Origin of the sequence: Bacillus sp. AFS018417 (genome assembly GCF_002560985.1) — a bacterium.
GTDB lineage: Bacteria > Bacillota > Bacilli > Bacillales > Bacillaceae_G > Bacillus_A > Bacillus_A rhizoplanae.
This window is the reverse complement of sequence record NZ_NTTM01000004.1, coordinates 109,158-129,007: the sequence shown is the minus strand read 5'-3', so window position 1 is coordinate 129,007 and position 19,850 is coordinate 109,158. Positions and strand designations below refer to the sequence as shown.

At 34.6% G+C, this 19,850-nt stretch carries 18 protein-coding genes, 2 pseudogenes and 1 riboswitch; of the genes and pseudogenes, 8 read left to right on the top strand and 12 right to left on the bottom strand.

Features of this window, described 5'->3' with window-relative positions; translation table 11 throughout:
- The first annotated feature begins 282 nt into the window (after nt 1-282).
- Both CN326_RS02820 and CN326_RS02810 read left to right on the top strand, forming a co-directional pair.
- Nucleotides 283-1,023, top strand: coding sequence for a GntR family transcriptional regulator (locus tag CN326_RS02820; protein ID WP_098306005.1), 741 nt, complete (start codon nt 283-285; stop codon nt 1,021-1,023).
- A 1,498-nt stretch (nt 1,024-2,521) separates the two neighbouring features.
- A complete protein-coding gene (locus CN326_RS02810) occupies nt 2,522-3,910 on the top strand; it encodes an MFS transporter (RefSeq protein WP_098306003.1) in 1,389 nt (462 codons plus the stop codon).
- Between the two features lie 162 nt (nt 3,911-4,072).
- Here CN326_RS02810 and CN326_RS02805 read toward each other — a convergent pair whose 3' ends face one another.
- The 5 genes from CN326_RS02805 to CN326_RS25365 form a co-directional block, all read right to left on the bottom strand.
- Entirely contained in the window at nt 4,073-4,951 is an 879-nt protein-coding gene (locus CN326_RS02805) for a radical SAM/SPASM domain-containing protein (RefSeq protein ID WP_098306001.1), read from the bottom strand.
- A 465-nt stretch (nt 4,952-5,416) separates the two neighbouring features.
- Nucleotides 5,417-5,572: a hypothetical protein gene (locus CN326_RS02795; protein WP_218007840.1), complete on the bottom strand. Its 156-nt coding sequence runs from the start codon at nt 5,570-5,572 to the stop codon at nt 5,417-5,419.
- Between the two features lie 418 nt (nt 5,573-5,990).
- Nucleotides 5,991-6,872 carry a 5'-methylthioadenosine/S-adenosylhomocysteine nucleosidase gene (locus tag CN326_RS02790; protein ID WP_098305997.1) on the bottom strand — a complete coding sequence of 294 codons (882 nt, stop codon included), beginning with the start codon at nt 6,870-6,872 and terminating at the stop codon, nt 5,991-5,993.
- A gap of 177 nt (nt 6,873-7,049) precedes the next feature.
- A riboswitch (purine riboswitch) is annotated at nt 7,050-7,153 on the bottom strand.
- A gap of 291 nt (nt 7,154-7,444) precedes the next feature.
- Entirely contained in the window at nt 7,445-8,890 is a 1,446-nt protein-coding gene (locus CN326_RS02785; protein ID WP_098305995.1) for a DEAD/DEAH box helicase, read from the bottom strand.
- Between the two features lie 40 nt (nt 8,891-8,930).
- Nucleotides 8,931-9,221, bottom strand: a complete 291-nt coding sequence (locus tag CN326_RS25365) for a DUF4180 domain-containing protein (RefSeq protein WP_218007839.1) — start codon at nt 9,219-9,221, stop codon at nt 8,931-8,933.
- 183 nt (nt 9,222-9,404) lie between these two features.
- Between CN326_RS25365 and rluF the strand changes: the two genes are divergently transcribed.
- The gene (gene rluF / locus CN326_RS02775; protein ID WP_176524518.1) at nt 9,405-10,121 is read left to right on the top strand and encodes a 23S rRNA pseudouridine(2604) synthase RluF; all 717 of its coding nucleotides are present in this window, start codon (nt 9,405-9,407) and stop codon (nt 10,119-10,121) included.
- Nucleotides 10,122-10,197: 76 nt separating this feature from the next.
- Here the strand turns inward: rluF and CN326_RS02770 are convergent.
- A pseudogene (locus CN326_RS02770) lies at nt 10,198-11,065 on the bottom strand (radical SAM/SPASM domain-containing protein).
- Between the two features lie 208 nt (nt 11,066-11,273).
- Nucleotides 11,274-12,089, bottom strand: a complete 816-nt coding sequence (locus CN326_RS02765; RefSeq protein ID WP_098305991.1) for an alpha/beta fold hydrolase — start codon at nt 12,087-12,089, stop codon at nt 11,274-11,276.
- 186 nt (nt 12,090-12,275) lie between these two features.
- Here CN326_RS02765 and CN326_RS02760 point away from each other — a divergent pair, with 186 nt between their 5' ends.
- Nucleotides 12,276-12,995: a DUF4386 domain-containing protein gene (locus CN326_RS02760; protein WP_098305989.1), complete on the top strand. Its 720-nt coding sequence runs from the start codon at nt 12,276-12,278 to the stop codon at nt 12,993-12,995.
- Between the two features lie 7 nt (nt 12,996-13,002).
- Here the strand turns inward: CN326_RS02760 and CN326_RS02755 are convergent, their stop codons facing one another.
- From CN326_RS02755 to CN326_RS02745, 3 genes are all read right to left on the bottom strand, one after another.
- Complete coding sequence (locus tag CN326_RS02755; RefSeq protein WP_098306263.1) at nt 13,003-13,587, bottom strand: Crp/Fnr family transcriptional regulator; 585 nt, start codon at nt 13,585-13,587, stop codon at nt 13,003-13,005.
- A 230-nt stretch (nt 13,588-13,817) separates the two neighbouring features.
- Nucleotides 13,818-14,948 carry an MFS transporter gene (locus tag CN326_RS02750; RefSeq protein ID WP_098305987.1) on the bottom strand — a complete coding sequence of 377 codons (1,131 nt, stop codon included), beginning with the start codon at nt 14,946-14,948 and terminating at the stop codon, nt 13,818-13,820.
- A gap of 143 nt (nt 14,949-15,091) precedes the next feature.
- The gene (locus CN326_RS02745; protein ID WP_098305985.1) at nt 15,092-15,718 is read right to left on the bottom strand and encodes an FMN-dependent NADH-azoreductase; all 627 of its coding nucleotides are present in this window, start codon (nt 15,716-15,718) and stop codon (nt 15,092-15,094) included.
- A gap of 177 nt (nt 15,719-15,895) precedes the next feature.
- Between CN326_RS02745 and CN326_RS02740 the strand changes: the two genes are divergently transcribed.
- From CN326_RS02740 to CN326_RS02725, 4 genes and pseudogenes are all read left to right on the top strand, one after another.
- Nucleotides 15,896-16,369: a MarR family winged helix-turn-helix transcriptional regulator gene (locus CN326_RS02740; RefSeq protein WP_098305983.1), complete on the top strand. Its 474-nt coding sequence runs from the start codon at nt 15,896-15,898 to the stop codon at nt 16,367-16,369.
- 78 nt (nt 16,370-16,447) lie between these two features.
- Nucleotides 16,448-16,558: a zinc-binding dehydrogenase gene (locus CN326_RS25360; protein ID WP_098306261.1), complete on the top strand. Its 111-nt coding sequence runs from the start codon at nt 16,448-16,450 to the stop codon at nt 16,556-16,558.
- 182 nt (nt 16,559-16,740) lie between these two features.
- The gene (locus CN326_RS02730) at nt 16,741-17,238 is read left to right on the top strand and encodes a quercetin 2,3-dioxygenase (RefSeq protein WP_098305981.1); all 498 of its coding nucleotides are present in this window, start codon (nt 16,741-16,743) and stop codon (nt 17,236-17,238) included.
- A gap of 77 nt (nt 17,239-17,315) precedes the next feature.
- Nucleotides 17,316-17,450, top strand: a pseudogene (locus CN326_RS02725) (DinB family protein); the annotation flags it as partial.
- A gap of 184 nt (nt 17,451-17,634) precedes the next feature.
- Here the strand turns inward: CN326_RS02725 and CN326_RS02720 are convergent.
- Complete coding sequence (locus tag CN326_RS02720) at nt 17,635-18,177, bottom strand: GNAT family N-acetyltransferase (protein WP_098305979.1); 543 nt, start codon at nt 18,175-18,177, stop codon at nt 17,635-17,637.
- Nucleotides 18,178-18,491: 314 nt separating this feature from the next.
- Nucleotides 18,492-19,577 (bottom strand): hydroxyneurosporene dehydrogenase, encoded by a 1,086-nt coding sequence (locus tag CN326_RS02715; RefSeq protein ID WP_098305977.1) that lies wholly within the window; start codon nt 19,575-19,577, stop codon nt 18,492-18,494.
- Nucleotides 19,578-19,850 lie beyond the last annotated feature (273 nt).

Sequence of the window (19,850 nt, the reverse complement as noted above, 5' to 3'; positions counted from 1 at the left end):
CTTACTGTCCACAAATAGCGAGACAAACACACCTAGTGCAAATGATAATGAATTTTTGAAAGCTTATTAATTTCCACAAAAAAGTAAGTTACAATAGAACAAAGAAAATAATCTACTATAAAGTGAAACTTCCATCAGCAGATGCTTTTTCTGCTGATGGTTAGTTGAACCAATCGGGCTCTTACGGACGGTTTTTCTTCTTGAAATAACCTACATTACCGACCGTTTGAGCGGGATAAAACGAGAAGAAACGGAATTTATAAACTATAGGGGTAAAAGAAAATGAACAATAAACTTCATGAACTCAATAAACAAAAAAAACCGCTATTCGTCACTGTGTATGACCAATTGTATAAATTAATCATGGATGGAACATTTCCTCCTGACAGCAAGCTTCCAACAGAACCCGAATTGGCCAAAATATTCGGCGTGAGCAGAATGACATTGAGACATGCTTTGGCACTTTTGCAGGAAGATGGATTGGTTAAAAATATCCATGGAAAAGGAAATTTCATTACAAAATTTCATCATAATGAAAGTAACGATGGCCTGGAGAAGTTGGGGAATCCCTTATATAAATGCTATACGAAAAAAATAGATGATATCGAACTGAATTTCCGAATTGACCTAGTAACGGACTATGCAATGCAAGTATTAAATCAAGAAATGAGTGCAGTGGTTGCGTTGGAACGCTGGTATAAAAGTAACGATAAGATAGTTGCTTTTGCTTTTACGATGATGCCAATAGAAGCCGTTTCCAAATTAAATCTTGACTTACAAAACGAGAAGCAAGTATTGGAAATGTTGGAGGAGAAAGTATATGAACTCGCTAATTCCTCTACCATTGAAATTAAACGTTCTAATTCCGTCAACACTCCGTCATTAAAATACCAAATTTTCCACGGAGAGGAATGTGATTTGATTTTAGAAAGTGTATATATCAGCGATAAATACCCTGTGGTTTATAATAAATACTATATACCAATAGAATTTAGTCAGATTAGGATTAAAACGTCTAAATAATCGAATGAGCAAGCCATTCTCTCTTAGAAACTTCCATTCGTAGAAATCTATCCGTGATAAAGTTTGATCAAAAATACTTCTTAAGCTCTCATATTACATCAAAACAAAAGAATCCATTTTGATTAATCTTTTTTCAAAATGGATTCTTTTATTAGAAATCTGAATTTAGTTTTTATAAAAAAGTTTACTTAAAACTCATTTAAAATTCGCTAAATCGATTCGGATATAATTCACTTAACATATAACTACTACCTCATTTGAAAATTTCTAACCTACAATTCTTCATAAAACGAGGTATCCCTTGTTGTTAAATTTTAAGGGAATTCCATTTTTTTGAATATTAAAAGTACATTTCATTATTGCCCAATGATATAATTATAGAAAAACAATGATTATGGACGGCTGCTTGAAATGAAGGCGCACAAAAAAAGACGACGCAAAAAGAAACGACGTAACCGGAAAACATTTAGACAATTTTTGTTTCAATGTTGGATTAATGTCAAAAAATTTTTTAAAGCATTATTTTTCTTAGTGCTTTTATTGGCATTTTTAGTACTTGGTTATTACATAGTGGATGCAATATTGAATCGAGAATTTACAGTATATCTTGCTTTATCCTTTGTAATCTGAGTTGTATTGTCCTATATTCTAGGGTATATAATCAGTAAAGAGGAGAAATTAGATTTTATCAATGCGGATGCTAGTTTCGATGGGGGTATTTTAGATTTTATTATATGTATCATTTTAGCGATGCTATTTTTCATATTATTTGGCGTAACGTATCATGGAGTGAACTATATTATTCATAAAGTAACTGGAAGTGAAAGATTTAAATCCTTCTAAAAAGAGCCCTAATATTCAGGGCTCTTTTCACAGAGAACTCTATGTTGATCAAGATACTTTGCGATATAATTTTTTTGTTCCTTTTTTCTTCTCAATGCTTGATAGACGTATCGTGCTCCCCCTATTAAGGCTTTCTAATTGAAAGTGGGATTCCCTATACGCTCATATAAGATAAGACATTTCGGTTCATCTTTTATATAAAGCGATGTATTTCATACGAAATACATCGCTTTTTTTTGTAACAAAAAAGACAAATTCCGAAAGAAAGATGGGTTGTGAGCCAATGAAAGGTATGGTATCATTTTCATTGTTAAGATGTATACAAGTTTTTAGACAACTATACAATATTGTATACTTCAAGGAGTTATCATACATTACCATGAAAGCGCAATCAGAAGGTAAGATGGTTTTGGTTATTCATGTAAGTTCCTTATAAACATCATAAGAAGGAAGTATATGATATCGTTTTCATTACCCAGATGCATACAACCATACGATATTGTATATTTTAAAGGGTTATCACGCATGATCATGAAAGCGTAATCAAAGGACAAGATATTTTTAGTCATTTATGGAAACGTTTCCTTTTTAAAAGCGAGACAATTATGACTCAGGAAGACAATTTCCTGCATAACAAAAGGAGAGGAATATAACTATGTCTACAATAACTGCAGATGTAAGCATGAAGAAAACCCAAGAATATAATGCTAAGAAAGCAGTACCTATTACCTTACTGTTATTTCTATTATGTTTAGTAATTGACAATTCGTTTAAGATTGTTTCTGTTGATATGGCAAAAGATTTTAATATTTCAGCGACAACAGTTAGCTGGCAAGCAACTCTAGCTGGCCTTGTGATTGGAATTGGAGCAGTTGTTTACGCAACTTTAGCAGATTCCGTTAGTATCAGAAAACTTTTTAGCGTTGGTATTATTTTAATCTGTGTCGGTTCCGTCATGGGATATATTTTTCAACACTCGTTTTTATTAGTTGTTATCTCACGAATGATCCAAACTGCAGGTTTAGCATCAGCTGAAACATTATATGTTATCTTTGTAACAAAACATTTACCTGCAAATGAACAAAAGAAATTTTTAGGATTAAGTACAAGTAGTTTTGCTCTTTCACAGCTTATAGGTGCATTAACTGGAGGTTATGTTTCTACATACTTCCATTGGACAACTCTATTTTTACTTTCTTTAGTAACACTTTTCACCCTTCCTTTTATTTTGAAATATCTTCCTAAGGAAGAAGCGAAAAACAGTAATGTAGATGTATTAGGATTATTTCTAGTAGGAATCATTTCAGCATCCCTACTACTATACATTACTGATTTCAATTGGATGTACCTTATCTTGTTCATTGTTGCAATTACATTGTTCCTTACTTATATCAGCAAGAACTCAAAAGCGTTTATCGGAATTTCATTCTTTAAAAATAAACAATTTATCTCATTGCTTGGAGTTGCTTTTGTAATTTACTCTGTACAGTTAGCATATATTTTCTTATTTCCATTCTTGCTTGAAAAGATTTATGGTTTGCAGCTAGATACCATTTCACTATTATTGATTCCAGGCTATATCGCAGCTGCCGTAGTTGGGGCTCTTTCTGGAAAAATCGCGAAGGTTCTAGGAAGCAAGCAATGTATTACACTCGCTATGTGTAGCATTATGATTAGCTTACTATTAGGCGGAATCTTTATAAAAACTTCTGTTGTTGTATTCGTAATATCTATGATTCTCTTCTCTAGTTCATTTGCACTCATGTATGCACCATTACTTGATTCTTGCATTTGTACAATTGAAAAAGAAAAAACAGGAACAGCAATCGGGTTTTATAACTTAACACTTAGTGTCGCTATGTCAATCGGAATTGCCTATACAGCAGCAATGATGGACCATTCCGCAATGCGACAAAGCTTCCTAGGGATTACAAGCAATGCGGATGTTTCCATGTATAGTAATATCCTATTCATTCTCGTACTCATTACCCTTTTCAGTTTATCTCTGTACTGGGTATTAGTAGGACGAAAAGCGACAAAATAGATTATTGGACAAGTTGTCTATTAGTTAACTAGTCCTATAGAATTTCTTTGTAAGAAAACTTTAAAACATAGTAGAACCCTAAGACCAAAATCTTAGGGTTCTTTTTTTATTACATTAAAAGGATAGAGTTTAGACGAATCCGTCTACCCTACTTACTCCTGACTATTTCCCAAATCGTTTACGATACCCGCATTTTCTACATAGTTCCTCTACTGCTTCTCTTCGTGAAAATCCATCTACAAGGTTTTTTGCTCGGTCCCCTTCGATAATATCCGAGAATGAGGCATCGTTAATATTTCCAAGGTTGATAATGCCCTCACCATCTAAACAACAAGGGATAACAGTTCCGTTTGCTAAAATACCTGCTTGATTTCGAAGGCCATAACAGAAGCCCTTTCCATCGTCTTCTTCTTCATGCAATGCGGGCCACTGGAATTCGTAATCTTGATTGATGAAAATACGATCAGCAATTTTTATGCCTTTTCCTGGTGTGATCTTCTCTTCAATTTTGTACGGTAAATTAAATTCTTTCTCAATAATTTCTAATAACTGTCTGTTTCGTTGTATTTCAATATTCGTCTTATTGTCTTGCGTTAAGTTCCATAATCTGAGCGAAACAATCAAATCTGATTGGCTCGTTGCTTCTTTAATAAAAGAAAGTATACTTCGTACGTATCCTTCCTTATCTTTAGAACCTTCATGACCATCAAAGCTATGAAGTGAAAAATTCATCTGTCTGAGCGCAGGTTTATTTAATAATTTGTCTCTCTTTTTATTAATCAATGTTCCATTTGTTGTAATATTAACTTTAAACCCTTTTTCATGACTTAAGTCTAACAATTGATCTATTTTAGGATGAAGCAAAGGCTCACCTTTTACATGTAAATAAATATAGTCCGTGTGAGGCTTAATTTGATCTAATCGCTTTGAAAATTCCTCCACAGAAAGAAATTGCTTCTGCCGTTCTGTTGGCGGACAAAAGCTGCATGCGAGGTTACATACACTCGTAATCTCTAAGTAAAACTTCTTAAACTTTTCCAATCTCAATTCCTCACTTCTTTGACTACTTAGAACAGGATAAAATATTGTTCTATCACTATTACAGCATAATTTTTCATAAATGGAAACATACTTATTCAAGGAAACTATTGTTACTATTTTCCCTGTTTAGAAGAATGGAATTGTATTTTGCTTATTACTTGTCCTGCTACAAGAAAGTAAGCGTCAAATATTCCCCGTCTACAAGTTGTAAATAGCCCATGAGATAATCTTCTTACATCCTACATGCGGAGGTTTTTTCATGAAAAAACAGCTTATAAAGAAAGAAATGAAGCTACGATTGAAATAGATGCACCTTTTTCATACGCAATAGTACCAAACAATTATGTAGAAGAGGTTAAAGTGTTCCTTCAAGATCATAATTTCTTATATCAATTAATCACAAAAGTAGAAGCAGAAAATATAAAGGATGATAGATACTAAAGAAATATTGTTACAAGAATCAATTTAAAATTCTCTAAATTGATAAATCCAGAGAGCCACTTTTTCTTTTCCCAATAATGGAGCAAAGAAACCTGCACGTTTAGGCCCCTCTTTACTTATTGCACTCAATAGGCCATACCTTATAAGTATAATTGGTATAACTGTCAAAAATGCATTCATTCTACCCCACCCTTTAGGTCTTTAATTTACAATTGAAGTTTATTACTACATTATTCATATTACGAATACCCCCAAATATGTAAACTTACATTTATTCCATAATTTAAAGAAATTATCTAGTGTTTGAAACATATTCATCCTCCTCACTTAAATACTTCATAAATATATTTCATATTTTCCAGAAATTATATGTTCATTTAACAAAAAAAACTTATGTTCACCAGAGATATTAAGTGGTATAGTTGATAACCGTCAGATTGTGGCTGAAGCATGGGAAGTGTCTCTAAATGGTAGGCGATGTTCATACTCCTTTATGGTTATGGAGCAGAGCAGGCTTTCCGTAACTTGTAATCTCAAAATAAAGTGAAAAAACGAAGGGGTTTATCCCTTCGTTTTTATGTTAAGAGTAGAGCTGATTTTATTTATTTGGCATCGTAGCTATATATTTCTTAACTACTTCATATACATATTCTTGATTTGCCGCTGCGGTATTGGGGTTGTATTTTCCACCATTTACTTTATTGTTAGATAATACTCGAATCCCTAAGAATGGTACATCATAAGCTTTTGCGATTTGCGCTGCAGCAGCACCTTCCATTTCTTCTACAGATGTACCGTATTTTGTATGGAACCACTTAATTCTATCAACTTCATTATTCCAAACGTCTGCTGAACCTATAGTACCTTCAACAACCTTACCCTTAGTGTATTTATCTTTTACTGCATTAGCAGCTGCAAGTAAGTCTTTATCTCCCTCATAGTAATGGATTTTTTCAGCATTAGGGTCTTCGCCTGCACTTCCTTCAGAAGCCATTAAGTCCATAGGTTTCCACGTAGTTGGATCAATTCCTTGGCTTTCATCCTTATTTCCTGTTTTTAATGAACCTAGGTTTACAGTTCTTTGTCCTAAAACAATATCAAATACGTTTAAATTAGGATCATGTCCACCTGATGTTCCTTGGTTAATAATTGCTATAGGCTTATATTTTTCAATAGCCACTGCTGTAGCGGCTGCTGTATTTTCCATTCCTTTACCTGTTTTCTCAACGATTACAGGATAGTTGTCTACAGTTCCTTTATAAAATACAAAAGTTCCGGATTTTTCCTCTTTCACATTTTTTAACCTTTTTGCAAATTTTTCAGCTTCTATTGGCATTGGGCCTTGAATTAAGATAGGTTTTTGATTGCTTTTCGCCTCAGTTACTTGTTTTGAACTAGCATTACATCCTGCAAGTATTGAGAATGACAATGCGATAGTAGTTGCTAGAGAAGCATATTTTTTTAACATGTTGTTCTTCATAAATAATCTCTCCTTTTTCTCTTGTTGTTTAATACACTCGAGGCTTTGGTCCAAAGAAAAAAGTTCTAGAAATTGTAGAAGAATCTCTACTTTCTAGAACTACGGTAGTCAAAGTTAATTAAGCAAAAAATGAGGCGAATGCTAAATTATAGAACGGTAGCGGCTCAATACACCGAACGAACGAATACTTTAACCCGTAGTCCAGTTCTTTCATTGGGAACTAGGTAGAAACGCTCGGACCATATTACCGAGTATATACGAGTGATGATATTTAAGATTATTACATTGATAATATAACAAATTTTTAGTGAATATGCAATAAAAACATGAACGTTTTTTTACTCAGGTTCAAAAACGTTCGTTTTTATCAATATGGCAGATAGAGGATTTTGTTTCTGAATGGATTCGGTCTTAAAAAACTTAAAATCCATATACTAGACTAGAATTAGTTCATTTATCAAAAAGATGGCTCCGGTAGAATACCGAAACCATCTCTTGGGTGCTTGATTTTTTATGGTCTTTTTATTAAATTGTCCATTTTATAGGATACAGTTCAAAGTGGATAGCTCCTTTTATTTAATTGCCTCATGAACTTTTAACTGCTTCCCTTTTATCGTTGTGTTTTTCATTACTTTTAAAACAAGTGGTCCTTTTCCGTTTAATATATCAACATAAGAAACATTATCCTGTATCGTAATAATCCCTATATCATCCGCTGTAACACCTGGAATTTTGGCAATTGTACCAACAAAATCCACTGCTCGGATTTTCTTTTTCTTCCCACCATTAAAGTAAAGCTTCATGATTCCCTTATTTAGACTCGCACTTTTATCTTTTTTAATCATTGGCTTAGCATTTATTTTTTCTTCAAATGCCGCCTTTCTTTTTGTAACTTCTTCTTTTAAAGGTGCATCTATTTTTAAAATTTCAAAACCGATATACTCTTCGATTTCTGCTAGAAATCTCTCTTCATACGGAGTTACAAATGTAATTGCTTTTCCGCTATTACCAGCACGCCCTGTTCTTCCTGTACGGTGTACGTAACTTTCTTTTTCTAATGGAATATCATAATTGATGACGTGGGTAATATTCTCAATATCAATTCCTCGTGCTGCTACATCTGTCGCTACTAAATAGCGGAATTTCCCTTTTTTAAAGTCATTCATTACTGCAAACCGATCTTCTTGCACCATACCACCATGAATTTTATCACAAGGATAGCCAGAACGTTTTAGCTGTCTAAATACATCATCTACATTTTCTTGCGTACGACAGAAAATAATGCAACTATCTGGATTTTCAATAGTTGTTATATCTTTCAGAAGAGAGAACTTCTCTTCTTCCCTCACTTCTAAAAGACTATGTTCAATTTTATCTGTCGTAATACCAGATGCTTTAATCTCGATGTTGATTGGTGATTCCATATATGTGCGAGACAAATTTTCAACATCTTCTGGTAATGTCGCAGAAAATAGCATCGTCATTCGGTTCGTAGGTAGTTCGTCAATAATTGCTTCTACTTGATCGATAAAGCCCATATTTAACATTTCATCTGCCTCATCAATCACCAAATACTTCAAACACTCTAACGAGAAAGTCCCTTTTTCAATATGATCTAATACACGTCCAGGAGTGCCGACAACAATATGTGTCTTTTGCTTTAGTTCTAATTTTTGACGCGCAAATGGAGATTTTCCGTAAACCGCAGTTGCTTTAATACGCTTAAATCTGCCTATATTCGTAATATCTTCTTTTACCTGCGCAGCAAGTTCCCTTGTTGGTGTAAGGATTAACGCCTGCGGCTTATTTTCTTCCCACTCAACCATTTCACAAAGCGGAATCCCAAAAGAAGCTGTCTTACCGCTTCCTGTTTGTGATTTTACAACAAGATCTTTCTTTTCTAATGCAATCGGGATGACTTTCTCTTGCACTTCTGTTGGCTTTTCATATTGTAAGCTAGCAAGTGCTCTTATAATTTCCTTACTCAATGCGTAATTGTTAAAACTTTGTGGACTCATGTACTAACCTCATTTTGTTATATATTCTTTTATGTATTTTTCACCATTGTATGAATACCATATGCATAATTCCATTTTTTCTATGGAGTTTTAATTTCTCCTTGGTATCATAAACTCGAAATCCAAGTTCCAGCATCTGCAATATTCTTAAATGTTCTAAAATAACAGCAACTCTTATATGATAGTTTATGTATTTTTGCAACATCATTCCTGCTAGACCTGTTTTCAGATTGAAGAAGTCTCCCGAAAATGCATCAACGTAGAGCATTAATAAGTATACGTCATTTTCAACACATATGCCTACAAATCTAACACATCTTTTTCTGAACAAATTTGTCTCTCAACAGAAACACATTCAATATATTTTTTGTAGCCAAAGATCTCGATCATCTACCATAAAAAGTCTACGTCATTTATGCTACCACCGATACTAATCTACATAAGATTTTAATAAGCCCTTGAAAATCTTATGTGAAACCAATATTCTAATACTATTAACTCTCTACTTAAGGTTGTGTTTAACATGCGTATTAATAAGTACATTAGTGAATCCGGAAAAGCATCTAGACGCGGTGCAGATAAATTAGTCAATGAAGGAAGAGTCACGATAAATGGAAAGGTTGCGAAAATAGGCAGCCAAGTCGAGCCTGGGGATGATGTTCGTGTAAACGGTAACCCAATACGGATGGCAAGAAATTATGTTTATATTGCCTTAAATAAACCCGTAGGTATTACAAGTACAACAGAAAAAAATGTTAAGGGTAATATTGTTGATTTAGTCAATCATCCATTAAGAGTTTTTAATATCGGGCGACTAGATAAAGATTCAGATGGCTTAATACTCCTTACGAACGACGGTGATATAGTCAATGAAATTTTACGTGCTGAAAATAAGCATGAGAAAGAATACATTGTTACAGTAGACAAGCCGATTACTCCTGAATTTTTAAAACGAATGGCTGAAGGTGTAAAAATTTTAGGTACGAAAACGCTGCCTTGTAAGATGGAACAACTTTCTAAATATGTTTTTCAAATCACTTTAACACAAGGACTAAATCGTCAAATTCGTCGCATGTGTGAAGCGCTTGGATACGATGTTTATAGACTACAGCGAACTCGAATTATGAATATTCATTTAGGTAATCTACCCGTTGGACAATGGAGAGACTTATCTAAAAAAGAGCGCAATCGATTATTCCAAGACTTGAACTATGAGCCAAAGGAATGGTAAAAAAGATGGACCAAAACANNTGTTTTGGTCCATCTTTTTTTACTGTACACGTTTTGCGTGGCACTCGTTTTCCTATCTATTTTCCAAATCGTTTGCGATATCCGCATTTTCCACATAGTTCCTCTACTGCCACTCTTCGCGAAAACCCATCTACAAGATTTTTTGCTCGCTCCCCTTCGATAATATCAGACAATGAGGCATCATTAATATTTCCAAGGTTGATAATTCCCTCACCATCTAAACAACAAGGGATAACCGTTCCGTTTGCTAAAATACCTGCTTGATTTCGAAGGCCATAACAGAAGCCCGTCCCATCGTCCTCTTCTTCATGCGGTGCAGGCCACTGAAACTCGTAATCTTGATTAATGAAGATGCGATCCGCAATGTTCACGCCACTTCCTGGTACGACCTTCTCTTCAATTTTGTAGTGTAAATCAAATTCTTTTTCAATGATTTCTAGTAATTGTCTGTTTCGTTGCTTTTCAAGATTTGTGGCATTGCTTGTGTGAGATTCCATAGTCTCAACAAAACAATCATTTCTGATTGGCTCGTTGCTTCTTTAATAAAAGGAAGTACACTCCTCACATATCCTTCCTTATCTGTAGAACCAGCATGACCATCAAAGCTATGAAGTGAAAAATTCATCTGTCTGAGTGCAGGTTTATTTAATAATTTGTCCCTCTTTTTATTAATTAATGTTCCATTGGTTGTAATATTAACTTTAAACCCTTTTTCATGACTTAAGTCTAACAATTGGTCTATTTTAGGATGGAGCCTTTTATATGTAAATAAATGTAGTCTGTGTGAGGTTTAATTTCGTCTAATCTCTTAGAAAAGTCCTCCACAGAAATGAATTGCTTCTGTCGTTCTGTTAGCGGGCAAAAGCTGCATGCAAGATTACATACACTTGTAATCTCTAAGTAAAACTTCTTAAACTTTTTCAATCTCAATTCCTCACTTCTTTAACTACTTAGAACAGGATAAAATATTGTTCTATCACTAGAACAGCATAATTTTTCATAAATGGAAATATGCTTATTCAAGGAAACTACTGTTACTATTTTCTCTGTTTGGAAGAATGGAATTGTATTTTGATTATTACTTATCCCACTGCAATAAATAAAATAATGATTTCACTTTATCTCTTTTAAGTTACTTATTTGTATACGTCACATCTTCATAAGATTGTAACGGTCGATCCCCAAGAAAATCCAATACCATCTCATTAAAGATATCTCGTCTCATCGTTGTTAACGGATCAAAAGCATTTTTAAATACGCCGAGAGTAGCTTTGGGGATATGGTTAAATATAATATTCCCGGCTTTTTCCTCCGGTCCGACGTTTTTCTTATCGCCACAAAGTACAAGGGTAGAAGCCGTAATTTTATGGAGATCATTTGTATGAGTGGGAAACTCACTTTTTTTCATGGCAAGCAGCATGCTTTTGTCAACGCTTAAGGAATTCAAAATTACTTGCTTTGTATACGTGTCCTCTCCATAAGGTATCATAATCAACTTAAGGATAATCCAGTAAGGAAGTATACTGAAAATCGCATTGGAAACAGTTAGGAGACAGCCAGCTCCCATAGTTGGTACTTCACTGTAGCTATTGCTCAGTACTAATTTTTGCACATAAGAAGGATGGGTGCAGGCCAATAAACTTGCAATGACACCTCCTTGTGACAACCCGATAACGGGAATGGACGATATACCAAGCGCATCTAAAAACTCTTTCATGTCCTCGACTATCACTTTCATAGAATACTGTCTATTTGGAAACTCTTTTGTGGAACCGCCGTGCCCTCGCATATCAACAAGTATCATTTTGTAATGTTTAGAAAAGACTTCAAATTGAGGCTCCCAAATTTTCCAGCTTGCTCCACTACCGTGTATAAATAAAATCGACTCTCCCTCCCCTCTCATCTCATAATAATAAGTTGCCCCATTTTGTAATTGTACGTGTGGCATGTAATTCCCCCTTTATGATCAATAGATCACACGCTTATAAAGTGAAACTTCCATCAGTGGTTCCCCCACCTATCACTGTAAACAATTGCAACTTTAAAAATAATTTCCACTCTTGATTTAAGTCAATGACCAGTCATAATCTTCCCCTTAAAATGAAAATAAACAATATAATATGGAGGGTATCTTATGGCTATCTCAGTAAAAGAACAATTGAGTCAGCGAAAATCCGCTCTAGCTGCTGGTACTTCACTTATCATCATGGCACTTGTTTCATTTTTTTCCTATGGCTTTGTCCATGCAACCCTCGTTGTGAAAGGCGATGCAAGTGCCACATTTCACAACATCATGTCATCAAATATCCTTTTCAAGGCCGAAATCTTTGGTTGGGTCATCATCCTAATAAGTGACATTGTGGTCGCCTGGGCTTTCTATCTCTTCCTGAAGCCTATTCATAAAAGCCTGTCATTGCTCGGTGCATGGCTCCGCCTTATCTACGCGACTATATTGGGAATTTCCATACTGAATTTAATATTTTCGTTGCTTCTAACAAAACATACAGACTATTTATCATTATTTACAACCGATCAACTTCAAGCACAGATGATGCTATTTTTAGACGCATTTCAATCTATTTGGTCTATTGGTTTAATCATTTTTGGTGGGCATCTCATGATTGTGGGCTACTTAGCTTTCAAATCAGACAGTATACCAAAAGTCATTAGCATCTTATTGTTGCTTGCTTCAATAGGCTACATTGTCATTCACTTATGCAGCACGTTTCTTCCAGAATATGATGAGGTAATTTCAATACTTACATTTGTATTTACTGTGCCAATGATTGTAGGAGAATTGGGCTTTGGTGTATGGTTGCTGTTCAAGGGAGGAAAAATCTATAAAAGTGTATGACAACTTCCTAAAAACTATCTTTATAAATTCGCCTCTTAATTCTACTTAATGACTCTGGTGTAATACCAAGATAACTCGCCAACTGATGTTGAGGTACACGGTCCACTAAATGAGGTCGTTTCTGTAATAGTGCTTTGTAGCGTTCTTCAGGTGTAGATGCAATAAATGAAGCCATTTCATCTTGCATGTCACCTAGTTTCTCCTCAATCATCTTGCGTGTCATCGTCTGCAATTGTGTATATTTGTTATACATGTCCTTTTCCGTATCAAGGTCACCAACGACCAATATACAGTCTTCTACACAAGTTAAAGAATACGCCGATGACTTGTCTTGTTTATGATGATTGAAATTCGCAATTGCTTGTTCTTCTGTGTAGAAATTAGATGTGATCTCTTTTCCCGTTTCATCTATCGAATACTGCCTAACACACCCCTTCAATACGAAATAACATGTAGTAGGAACATCTCCTTGTCTAAGGAGCATTGTTCCTTTTTTATATTCTTCAATCAGTATATCTTTAACGATTGCTTGTTGTTCCTCTTCGTTCAACGTTGTAAATTTAGTCAAATACTTCAATAATATGCTTTCCATTTTGCTTTTCATTCAACTCCTTTGATTAAGTCATTGTGATTAACAACTATCATTTGTAGCACAAAACTTCAAATGGGCTTTTACGTTTTACAAAAGCTTTCTCCTGTGCGAGTTATTAGAGAATATATGAAGATAGATATCGCTGTAGTTCTTCAGCAAACAAATAAAAAACGCCATCCTTTTCATACATTTCTACAAAAAGAATAGCGCTTTTTCCATAATTTAAAAAGTTATTTTAATGTCTTTTTTACAAACAAAATAAAAAGTAACAGACTAATAAACCCAGATACAGCACAAACAATGAATAGCATTTGATATCCCATGAGCTGTGAAACAAGTCCTAGAACCATAGATCCTAAACCAATCCCTAAATCAAAAGCAGTAAAGAATGTAGCATTCGCTACACCTCTTTTCTCCGGTGGAGCTAATCGTATCGTTGCTACTTGAAGCGCAGGTTGTGCTGATCCGAAACCAATTCCGTACAAAATAGCTGTAATAACTAGTCCAACAATCCCGTTTGTCATTGTTAGGACTAATAGTGCGATTATCAGTGTAATAAGCGCAGGAACAATAATGACCCCTTCTCCATGTTTATCGGATATTTTCCCTGCAATCGGTCTAATTACTATAAGTGTAACAGCATAAACTAAGAAAAAAGTACCGGCATTTACTTGAATTTTTGCTGCAAACAGTGGTAAAAATGTTGTAATACCACCAAAAGTAATAGTTAGGAAAAATGTAACAATAGCGATTGGCAAGACTGTTTTTTCAAAAAATGATATTGGGTTTTTTGATGTATTTTGAACCGCCGGTATTTTTGTACCAAGTGCAAGTATGAATGCAATAATTGCTAATGCTGTGCATAGAAGAAATAGATAATGAAATGAAAATGATTCCGCTACCCAAATACCTAATATTGGTCCTAAAGCCATTCCTAAAGTCATTGCAAGTCCATACCATCCCATTCCTTCCCCGCGGCGAGATGGTGGAATCACATCAGTCACAGCCGTTCCGATCGAAGTTGTAGCAATTGCCCAGCTCAGTCCATGGATGATACGTAATACCACTAAAAATATAACTCCTGTTACCCAATCATAAAAATACATTGTAATTGCAAAAAATAGTATTCCGCTTATTATAAATACTCGTCGACCATATCGATCCATTAATCCTCCAACAATAGGACGTAAAATGACTGCCGATATTGTAAACACTCCAATAATAAATCCAACTTGAGATTCACTTCCACCTAATTGTTTAATAAACATAGGTAGTGTTGGCATTAGTAAATAAAATCCACTAAATAGTAATAATGCTGTAATTGTCAGCATGATATAGTTTTTTGTCCATAAACGTTCCATTGTAATGTAATCCTTCTTTCTATCGTTTAATAAGTTAAGAATGTTCTCACTACCCAAAAGTAGCTAAATAAGCGAATAAAAAAGCAGTACCACCGCTATAAAAGTGCTGGTACTGCCATATTGAGTGACAAGTGTTTTGTGAATTAGAACGTACTTGCTACTTTAACAGCCTTTTCAAGCCCTGCAGCAATAATTTCTTCTGCCCTATCCGGGAATTTGTTGTGACCTTCAATTACTACTTTCTCCATATCTTTTACACCGAAGAAGCCCATCATGCTTTCTACATATTTAACAGCCATTTCCATTTCAGCTGCCGGCCCTTCAGAATATACACCGCCACTTGCGTTTAATAATGCAATTTTCTTATCTCCAATAAGACCTACTGGACCTTCTGGCGTATATTTAAATGTTTTGCCCGCACGGTTTAAATAATCAATATATGTGTGTAGTACAGCTGGGATTGTTAAGTTCCATAACGGGAAACCAAATACAACTTTATCAGCTGCAAGGAATTGATCTAAATATTTATCAGCAACAGCTACTGCCTTTACTTCCTTTTCTGTTAAATCAAGTCCTCTACTAGCCTTAAATGTACCGTTAATCATATCTACTCCTACATATGGCAATTCTTCATTGTATAAATCAAGCTCTACCACTGTATCATTTGGATGTGATTCTTTATAACTCGCTAGAAAAGCCTCATATAATTTCACACTAACCGCTTGGTCTGCTGGGCGGTTGTTTGCTTTTACAAATAAAACTGTTGTCATGCTCTGTTCCTCCTATTACTCACTCTTACGTTGTTATATATTTACTCATTAAAAATGGGTATCCCATTTCTTTTATGACAAAAACAATATAGTCAACTTGATTGACTATATTACGCATAGTACAATGGAATTTAAATAAAGTCAACCTAATTGACTTTATTTAAGGAGGTTTTATGTATGAATCATCAAGTATTGAGTGAATTGGATCTTACATCACTTTTGTCATTATCCTTTAGTACATTGATTGATGAACTAAATGACAAAATGAGTGAATTAGGGTTTGGAGATATTAGACCTGCACATGGTTTTATGTTTAAACGTATCATCCCTGATGGGGCAACAGGGATAGAACTAGCCGAATATTTAGGAATTACAAAGCAAGCTGTGAGTAAAATGGTGGATTCTCTTGAGAAAAGTGGTTATGTAATGCGCCAAACTCATCCAACTGATAAAAGAGGGAAAATTATTGTTTTAACCGAACGAGGTTGGTTAGCAGTGAAAGCAAAAGATAAAATACTAACTGAGATTGAACAACGGTGGATTGAAAAGATAGGTGCTGAACGAATGCAAATGCTCAAAGAAGATTTAACAAAATTAGTTTATGAAGCAAATGAAGGTAAATTATCATCGAGGGTAAGACCTGTTTGGTAAATATAGAGTTTAAAAAGAGGACTAATCGTGCGCCTATTAACTTAAGAAACAGATAATTTCTTTAAACGATATGGAAAAATTAAAACGTTTATATCAAAAACATTTGCTCTTGATGAAGCTCCAAAAGCCCACGAATTCAGTCAGCGTGGACATGGTCGTGGACGAATTGTACTTCATATTGTTGATTAATGTTGAGTTAGAATATTTTAAAGCCGATCCTTCATCAGTGTGCAGGAAATCGGCTTTTTCTGTATAAAAAATTGTTTAAATGAAATCATGTTCAGTGAATTAATGGCTGAGCATAAATATTTTAATTGTTACACCTTATATGCTACGTTTATAAATGAATACTGAGCAAGGGAGATGGTGAAATGTCTGTTGATAAACAAAACAAAGTAAAGATAATGCACCGTAACACCCATGAAAATAACACATACCTTTTTTTAAATAGTCTCGCTTCTATTCTTGTAAGTGGTGAAGATACTAATGGAGAATTTTGTGTAATTCATACTTCTAGTAAGAAAAGTGATGGTCCTCCGTTACATGTTCATGAAAAAGAAGATGAAACATTTTTCGTGTTAGAAGGAGAAATCACATTTTTCGTGGGCGATGAGATTATCTCAGCAAAAGCCGGCGATTATGTATTTGCCCCACGCGGTATTCCCCATACACTTAAAGTTACTTCAGATACAGCTAAATGCCTGGTTACTGCATACCCTTCAGGTTTTGATAGTTTTATAAAAGACTTAGGTGTACCTTATCGAGATGGAATGAAAATACCTGAAGGTCCTCCTCCTCTAGAAGTATTACAAAAGCTTATTAAGACTTCAGAAAAGTATAATATTTCTTATCCAAACTTAACTCTTTAAAAGATCGTGGCACATCCGAATGTAATAGTGTCCACTATCCTACGCTCAATCAATCTCACTTTACACATTTCGCAATTCTTTTACTATTTTTAATCCAACATCAAATACATCATCGAGGACACATGATAAAAGCGGGTTTAATGGTTCCTGGTATTTATGGTCCATCGAAAGATGAATGGGCTAACATAGGTATGGAAGCTTCTAAAATGTAATAATATCCTGAAAGGAAAAAGTGTATTTTGATCAATCTTTTTTCAAAATACACTCTTTCTGTTTCTTCTTTTATTAATGTTTATAGAGTTAATTCAATCAACCTTTATTTTAAAGATACAGTCATACAACTACCCAAATTTTTGTCGTCCGACATCAAAATGTTAGCTTGATAGTGATGTGGCGCTACCCCTTGTAATAATCAGACCTTGTCAAACCATAAAAAACAATATCTTCATAAACTCCCCGGTACAAACAGCTCTGTTTAAATGTTCCTTCATGTTTCAATCCTAATTTTTGCATGACTTTACTAGAGGCAGGATTTTTAGTGAAAGCATCAGCATAAATACGATTTAGACTTAATTCTTCAAATGCGTACTTAACAATGACTTTCCCCGCTTCTGTACAGTACCCTTTACCCCAGTATGATTTACCTACCCAATAGCCCAGTTCTCCTTTGTTGTGTTTTTTATTGATAAAAAGATATATACAGCCTATAAGCATATTTTGCTCATTAACCATTGCAAAGTGGAAACTGTCCCCTTTATCCATAGCTTTATAAGTAGATGTAATCCACTCTTCTGCCCAGCCATCGGGATATGGATGAGGAATAATTGTAGTAGTTTTTGCCACCTCTTTATCCCCTGCTAATTCTTGAACTTTCGGAGCATCATCCAATTGAAATGGGCGTATTGTTAATCTCTTAGATAAGAACATTGGATATTGCATTTCTTTTTCCCCTTTCTAACCCCATGAATAAGTTACTAAGTTTATACTACATAATTCTTTTATTGAAGCGTCACTAAATCTTGTGCACAATATTTGCTTCTTCGTTGAATAGATCCTACCTCTCTAGCAAAATGCTCTAAAGCATGCGGTGACATATATTATTGGAGAAAGTTCTAAAACAACTTCTATACCACTTAGAAAACGTGTAATCATCGGTATTTACTGATTATTGAAGGTTTTGGCCATAAAATTAATAATATAAAAAGATCCACAGTGTTAAAAAGAAAACTGTGGATCTTTTTATTTAAAACAAGTTACTGGCGAACTTTCCCAAAATACATCAGATCCCATATCGCCTTTTCGTTCAGTGTTTCCACCACTTCATCACCTTCAAATCGCTCTAGCTGAACATCACCAGTGAATCTCAGATAAGCCCCATCAAAGCCGGACTGTATAGCTGATTCTTTTATTTCACCTGTTAATTCATCTATAAATTTGTGGACTACAAGATTTTTCTCTCGTTCAAATGTAATAGTATAATGGTGTATATCATCTTTGTAGTCGTACACAGTTGTGTTTGCTACTGGTTTTCCAGTAACAGGGTCTACATACTTATTACATGCCGTGAAACGAACGTTTCTTTCGTTATCAACGATAATCTCATTCTCTTTAGCCAGCATGAAAATAGGGAATGCTTCGTATCCGTACTTTTGTTCAGCCGTAATAAATGAAGCTATCACTGTATAATCCCCAATTTGTGCACGCGCCCAATACCAGTTATTCATAAGCTCCATCATGGGAGTATTCCCCCAGTTATGATCGTGGTATCCAGTACCAGTATAATGCTGAATAGTATTATCTATTTTTATGTCTGCTTCTACGATTCCATAGGGAACAGATGGTAACCAGGCAAAATACTTCTCTTCACCGTTTCCATAGAACCAATGACCAGTTTCTGGTCTCCAAGAGGGAACCGCACCTTTAATCGTGATATCAGCTAAGACATCATCAATTTCGATATGGATTTGATAAGTATTTAAATCGCCTTTGAAGTTGTTTGGTCCAATACGGACTTCACATTGATCTTTAGAGGCGAAAAAGTCTTTTTCTGAAGTCTGATAGATTTTTTTGATGGTACGTCCATCAGAAAGATCAAGATTGAAAGTAACAAAAGGAGTAAGTGGTTTGTTACTTTCAATATATGGTTTTGTAAAGAATACAATCACCAGTTTTGAACCATCATTCAAATGAGTGTCGAAGTACCACCATTCATAAGTCCCTTCACTTCCATCCGTACGCATACCGTCTTCCCATTTTTCTATTTGTCCTTTTTTAAGACCTAATTTATTGTAATGTTCTGGTGTTGATCCTAATACAGCGTTCATGGTTTTCATGCTCATCGCTATCTCCTCCTAAAAAATCATATGATTCACATACCATAATTTAATTTTTAGAAGATAATTTTATTTGATTACTAATTAACAAATTATAAATTCTAAGCAATTCCGTTACTTCAGAATCGAGCAATGCTTCAAATATTTCATTCAGGATTTATTTGGCATGCGTATTTTTAAAATATCTGTAAAAGGTAATGACAAACTACTTAGAAAACCTTAGCTTTTATATACATGTACTTAAACAAACGGATGGTGTTCTTACTAGCAATGAAATGT

Coding starts and splice junctions, on each gene's coding strand:
- CN326_RS02715 (WP_098305977.1), bottom strand. CDS start 19,577: ATGAGCATGAAAACCATGAACGCTGTATTAGGATCAACACCAGAACAT.
- CN326_RS02765 (WP_098305991.1), bottom strand. CDS start 12,089: ATGCCACACGTACAATTACAAAATGGGGCAACTTATTATTATGAGATG.
- CN326_RS02785 (WP_098305995.1), bottom strand. CDS start 8,890: ATGAGTCCACAAAGTTTTAACAATTACGCATTGAGTAAGGAAATTATA.
- CN326_RS02745 (WP_098305985.1), bottom strand. CDS start 15,718: ATGACAACAGTTTTATTTGTAAAAGCAAACAACCGCCCAGCAGACCAA.
- CN326_RS02730 (WP_098305981.1), top strand. CDS start 16,741: ATGTCTGTTGATAAACAAAACAAAGTAAAGATAATGCACCGTAACACC.
- CN326_RS02795 (WP_218007840.1), bottom strand. CDS start 5,572: ATGAATGCATTTTTGACAGTTATACCAATTATACTTATAAGGTATGGC.
- CN326_RS02755 (WP_098306263.1), bottom strand. CDS start 13,587: ATGGAAAGCATATTATTGAAGTATTTGACTAAATTTACAACGTTGAAC.
- CN326_RS02760 (WP_098305989.1), top strand. CDS start 12,276: ATGGCTATCTCAGTAAAAGAACAATTGAGTCAGCGAAAATCCGCTCTA.
- CN326_RS02750 (WP_098305987.1), bottom strand. CDS start 14,948: ATGGAACGTTTATGGACAAAAAACTATATCATGCTGACAATTACAGCA.
- CN326_RS02740 (WP_098305983.1), top strand. CDS start 15,896: ATGAATCATCAAGTATTGAGTGAATTGGATCTTACATCACTTTTGTCA.
- CN326_RS02810 (WP_098306003.1), top strand. CDS start 2,522: ATGTCTACAATAACTGCAGATGTAAGCATGAAGAAAACCCAAGAATAT.
- CN326_RS02790 (WP_098305997.1), bottom strand. CDS start 6,872: ATGAAGAACAACATGTTAAAAAAATATGCTTCTCTAGCAACTACTATC.
- CN326_RS02820 (WP_098306005.1), top strand. CDS start 283: ATGAACAATAAACTTCATGAACTCAATAAACAAAAAAAACCGCTATTC.
- CN326_RS02720 (WP_098305979.1), bottom strand. CDS start 18,177: ATGCAATATCCAATGTTCTTATCTAAGAGATTAACAATACGCCCATTT.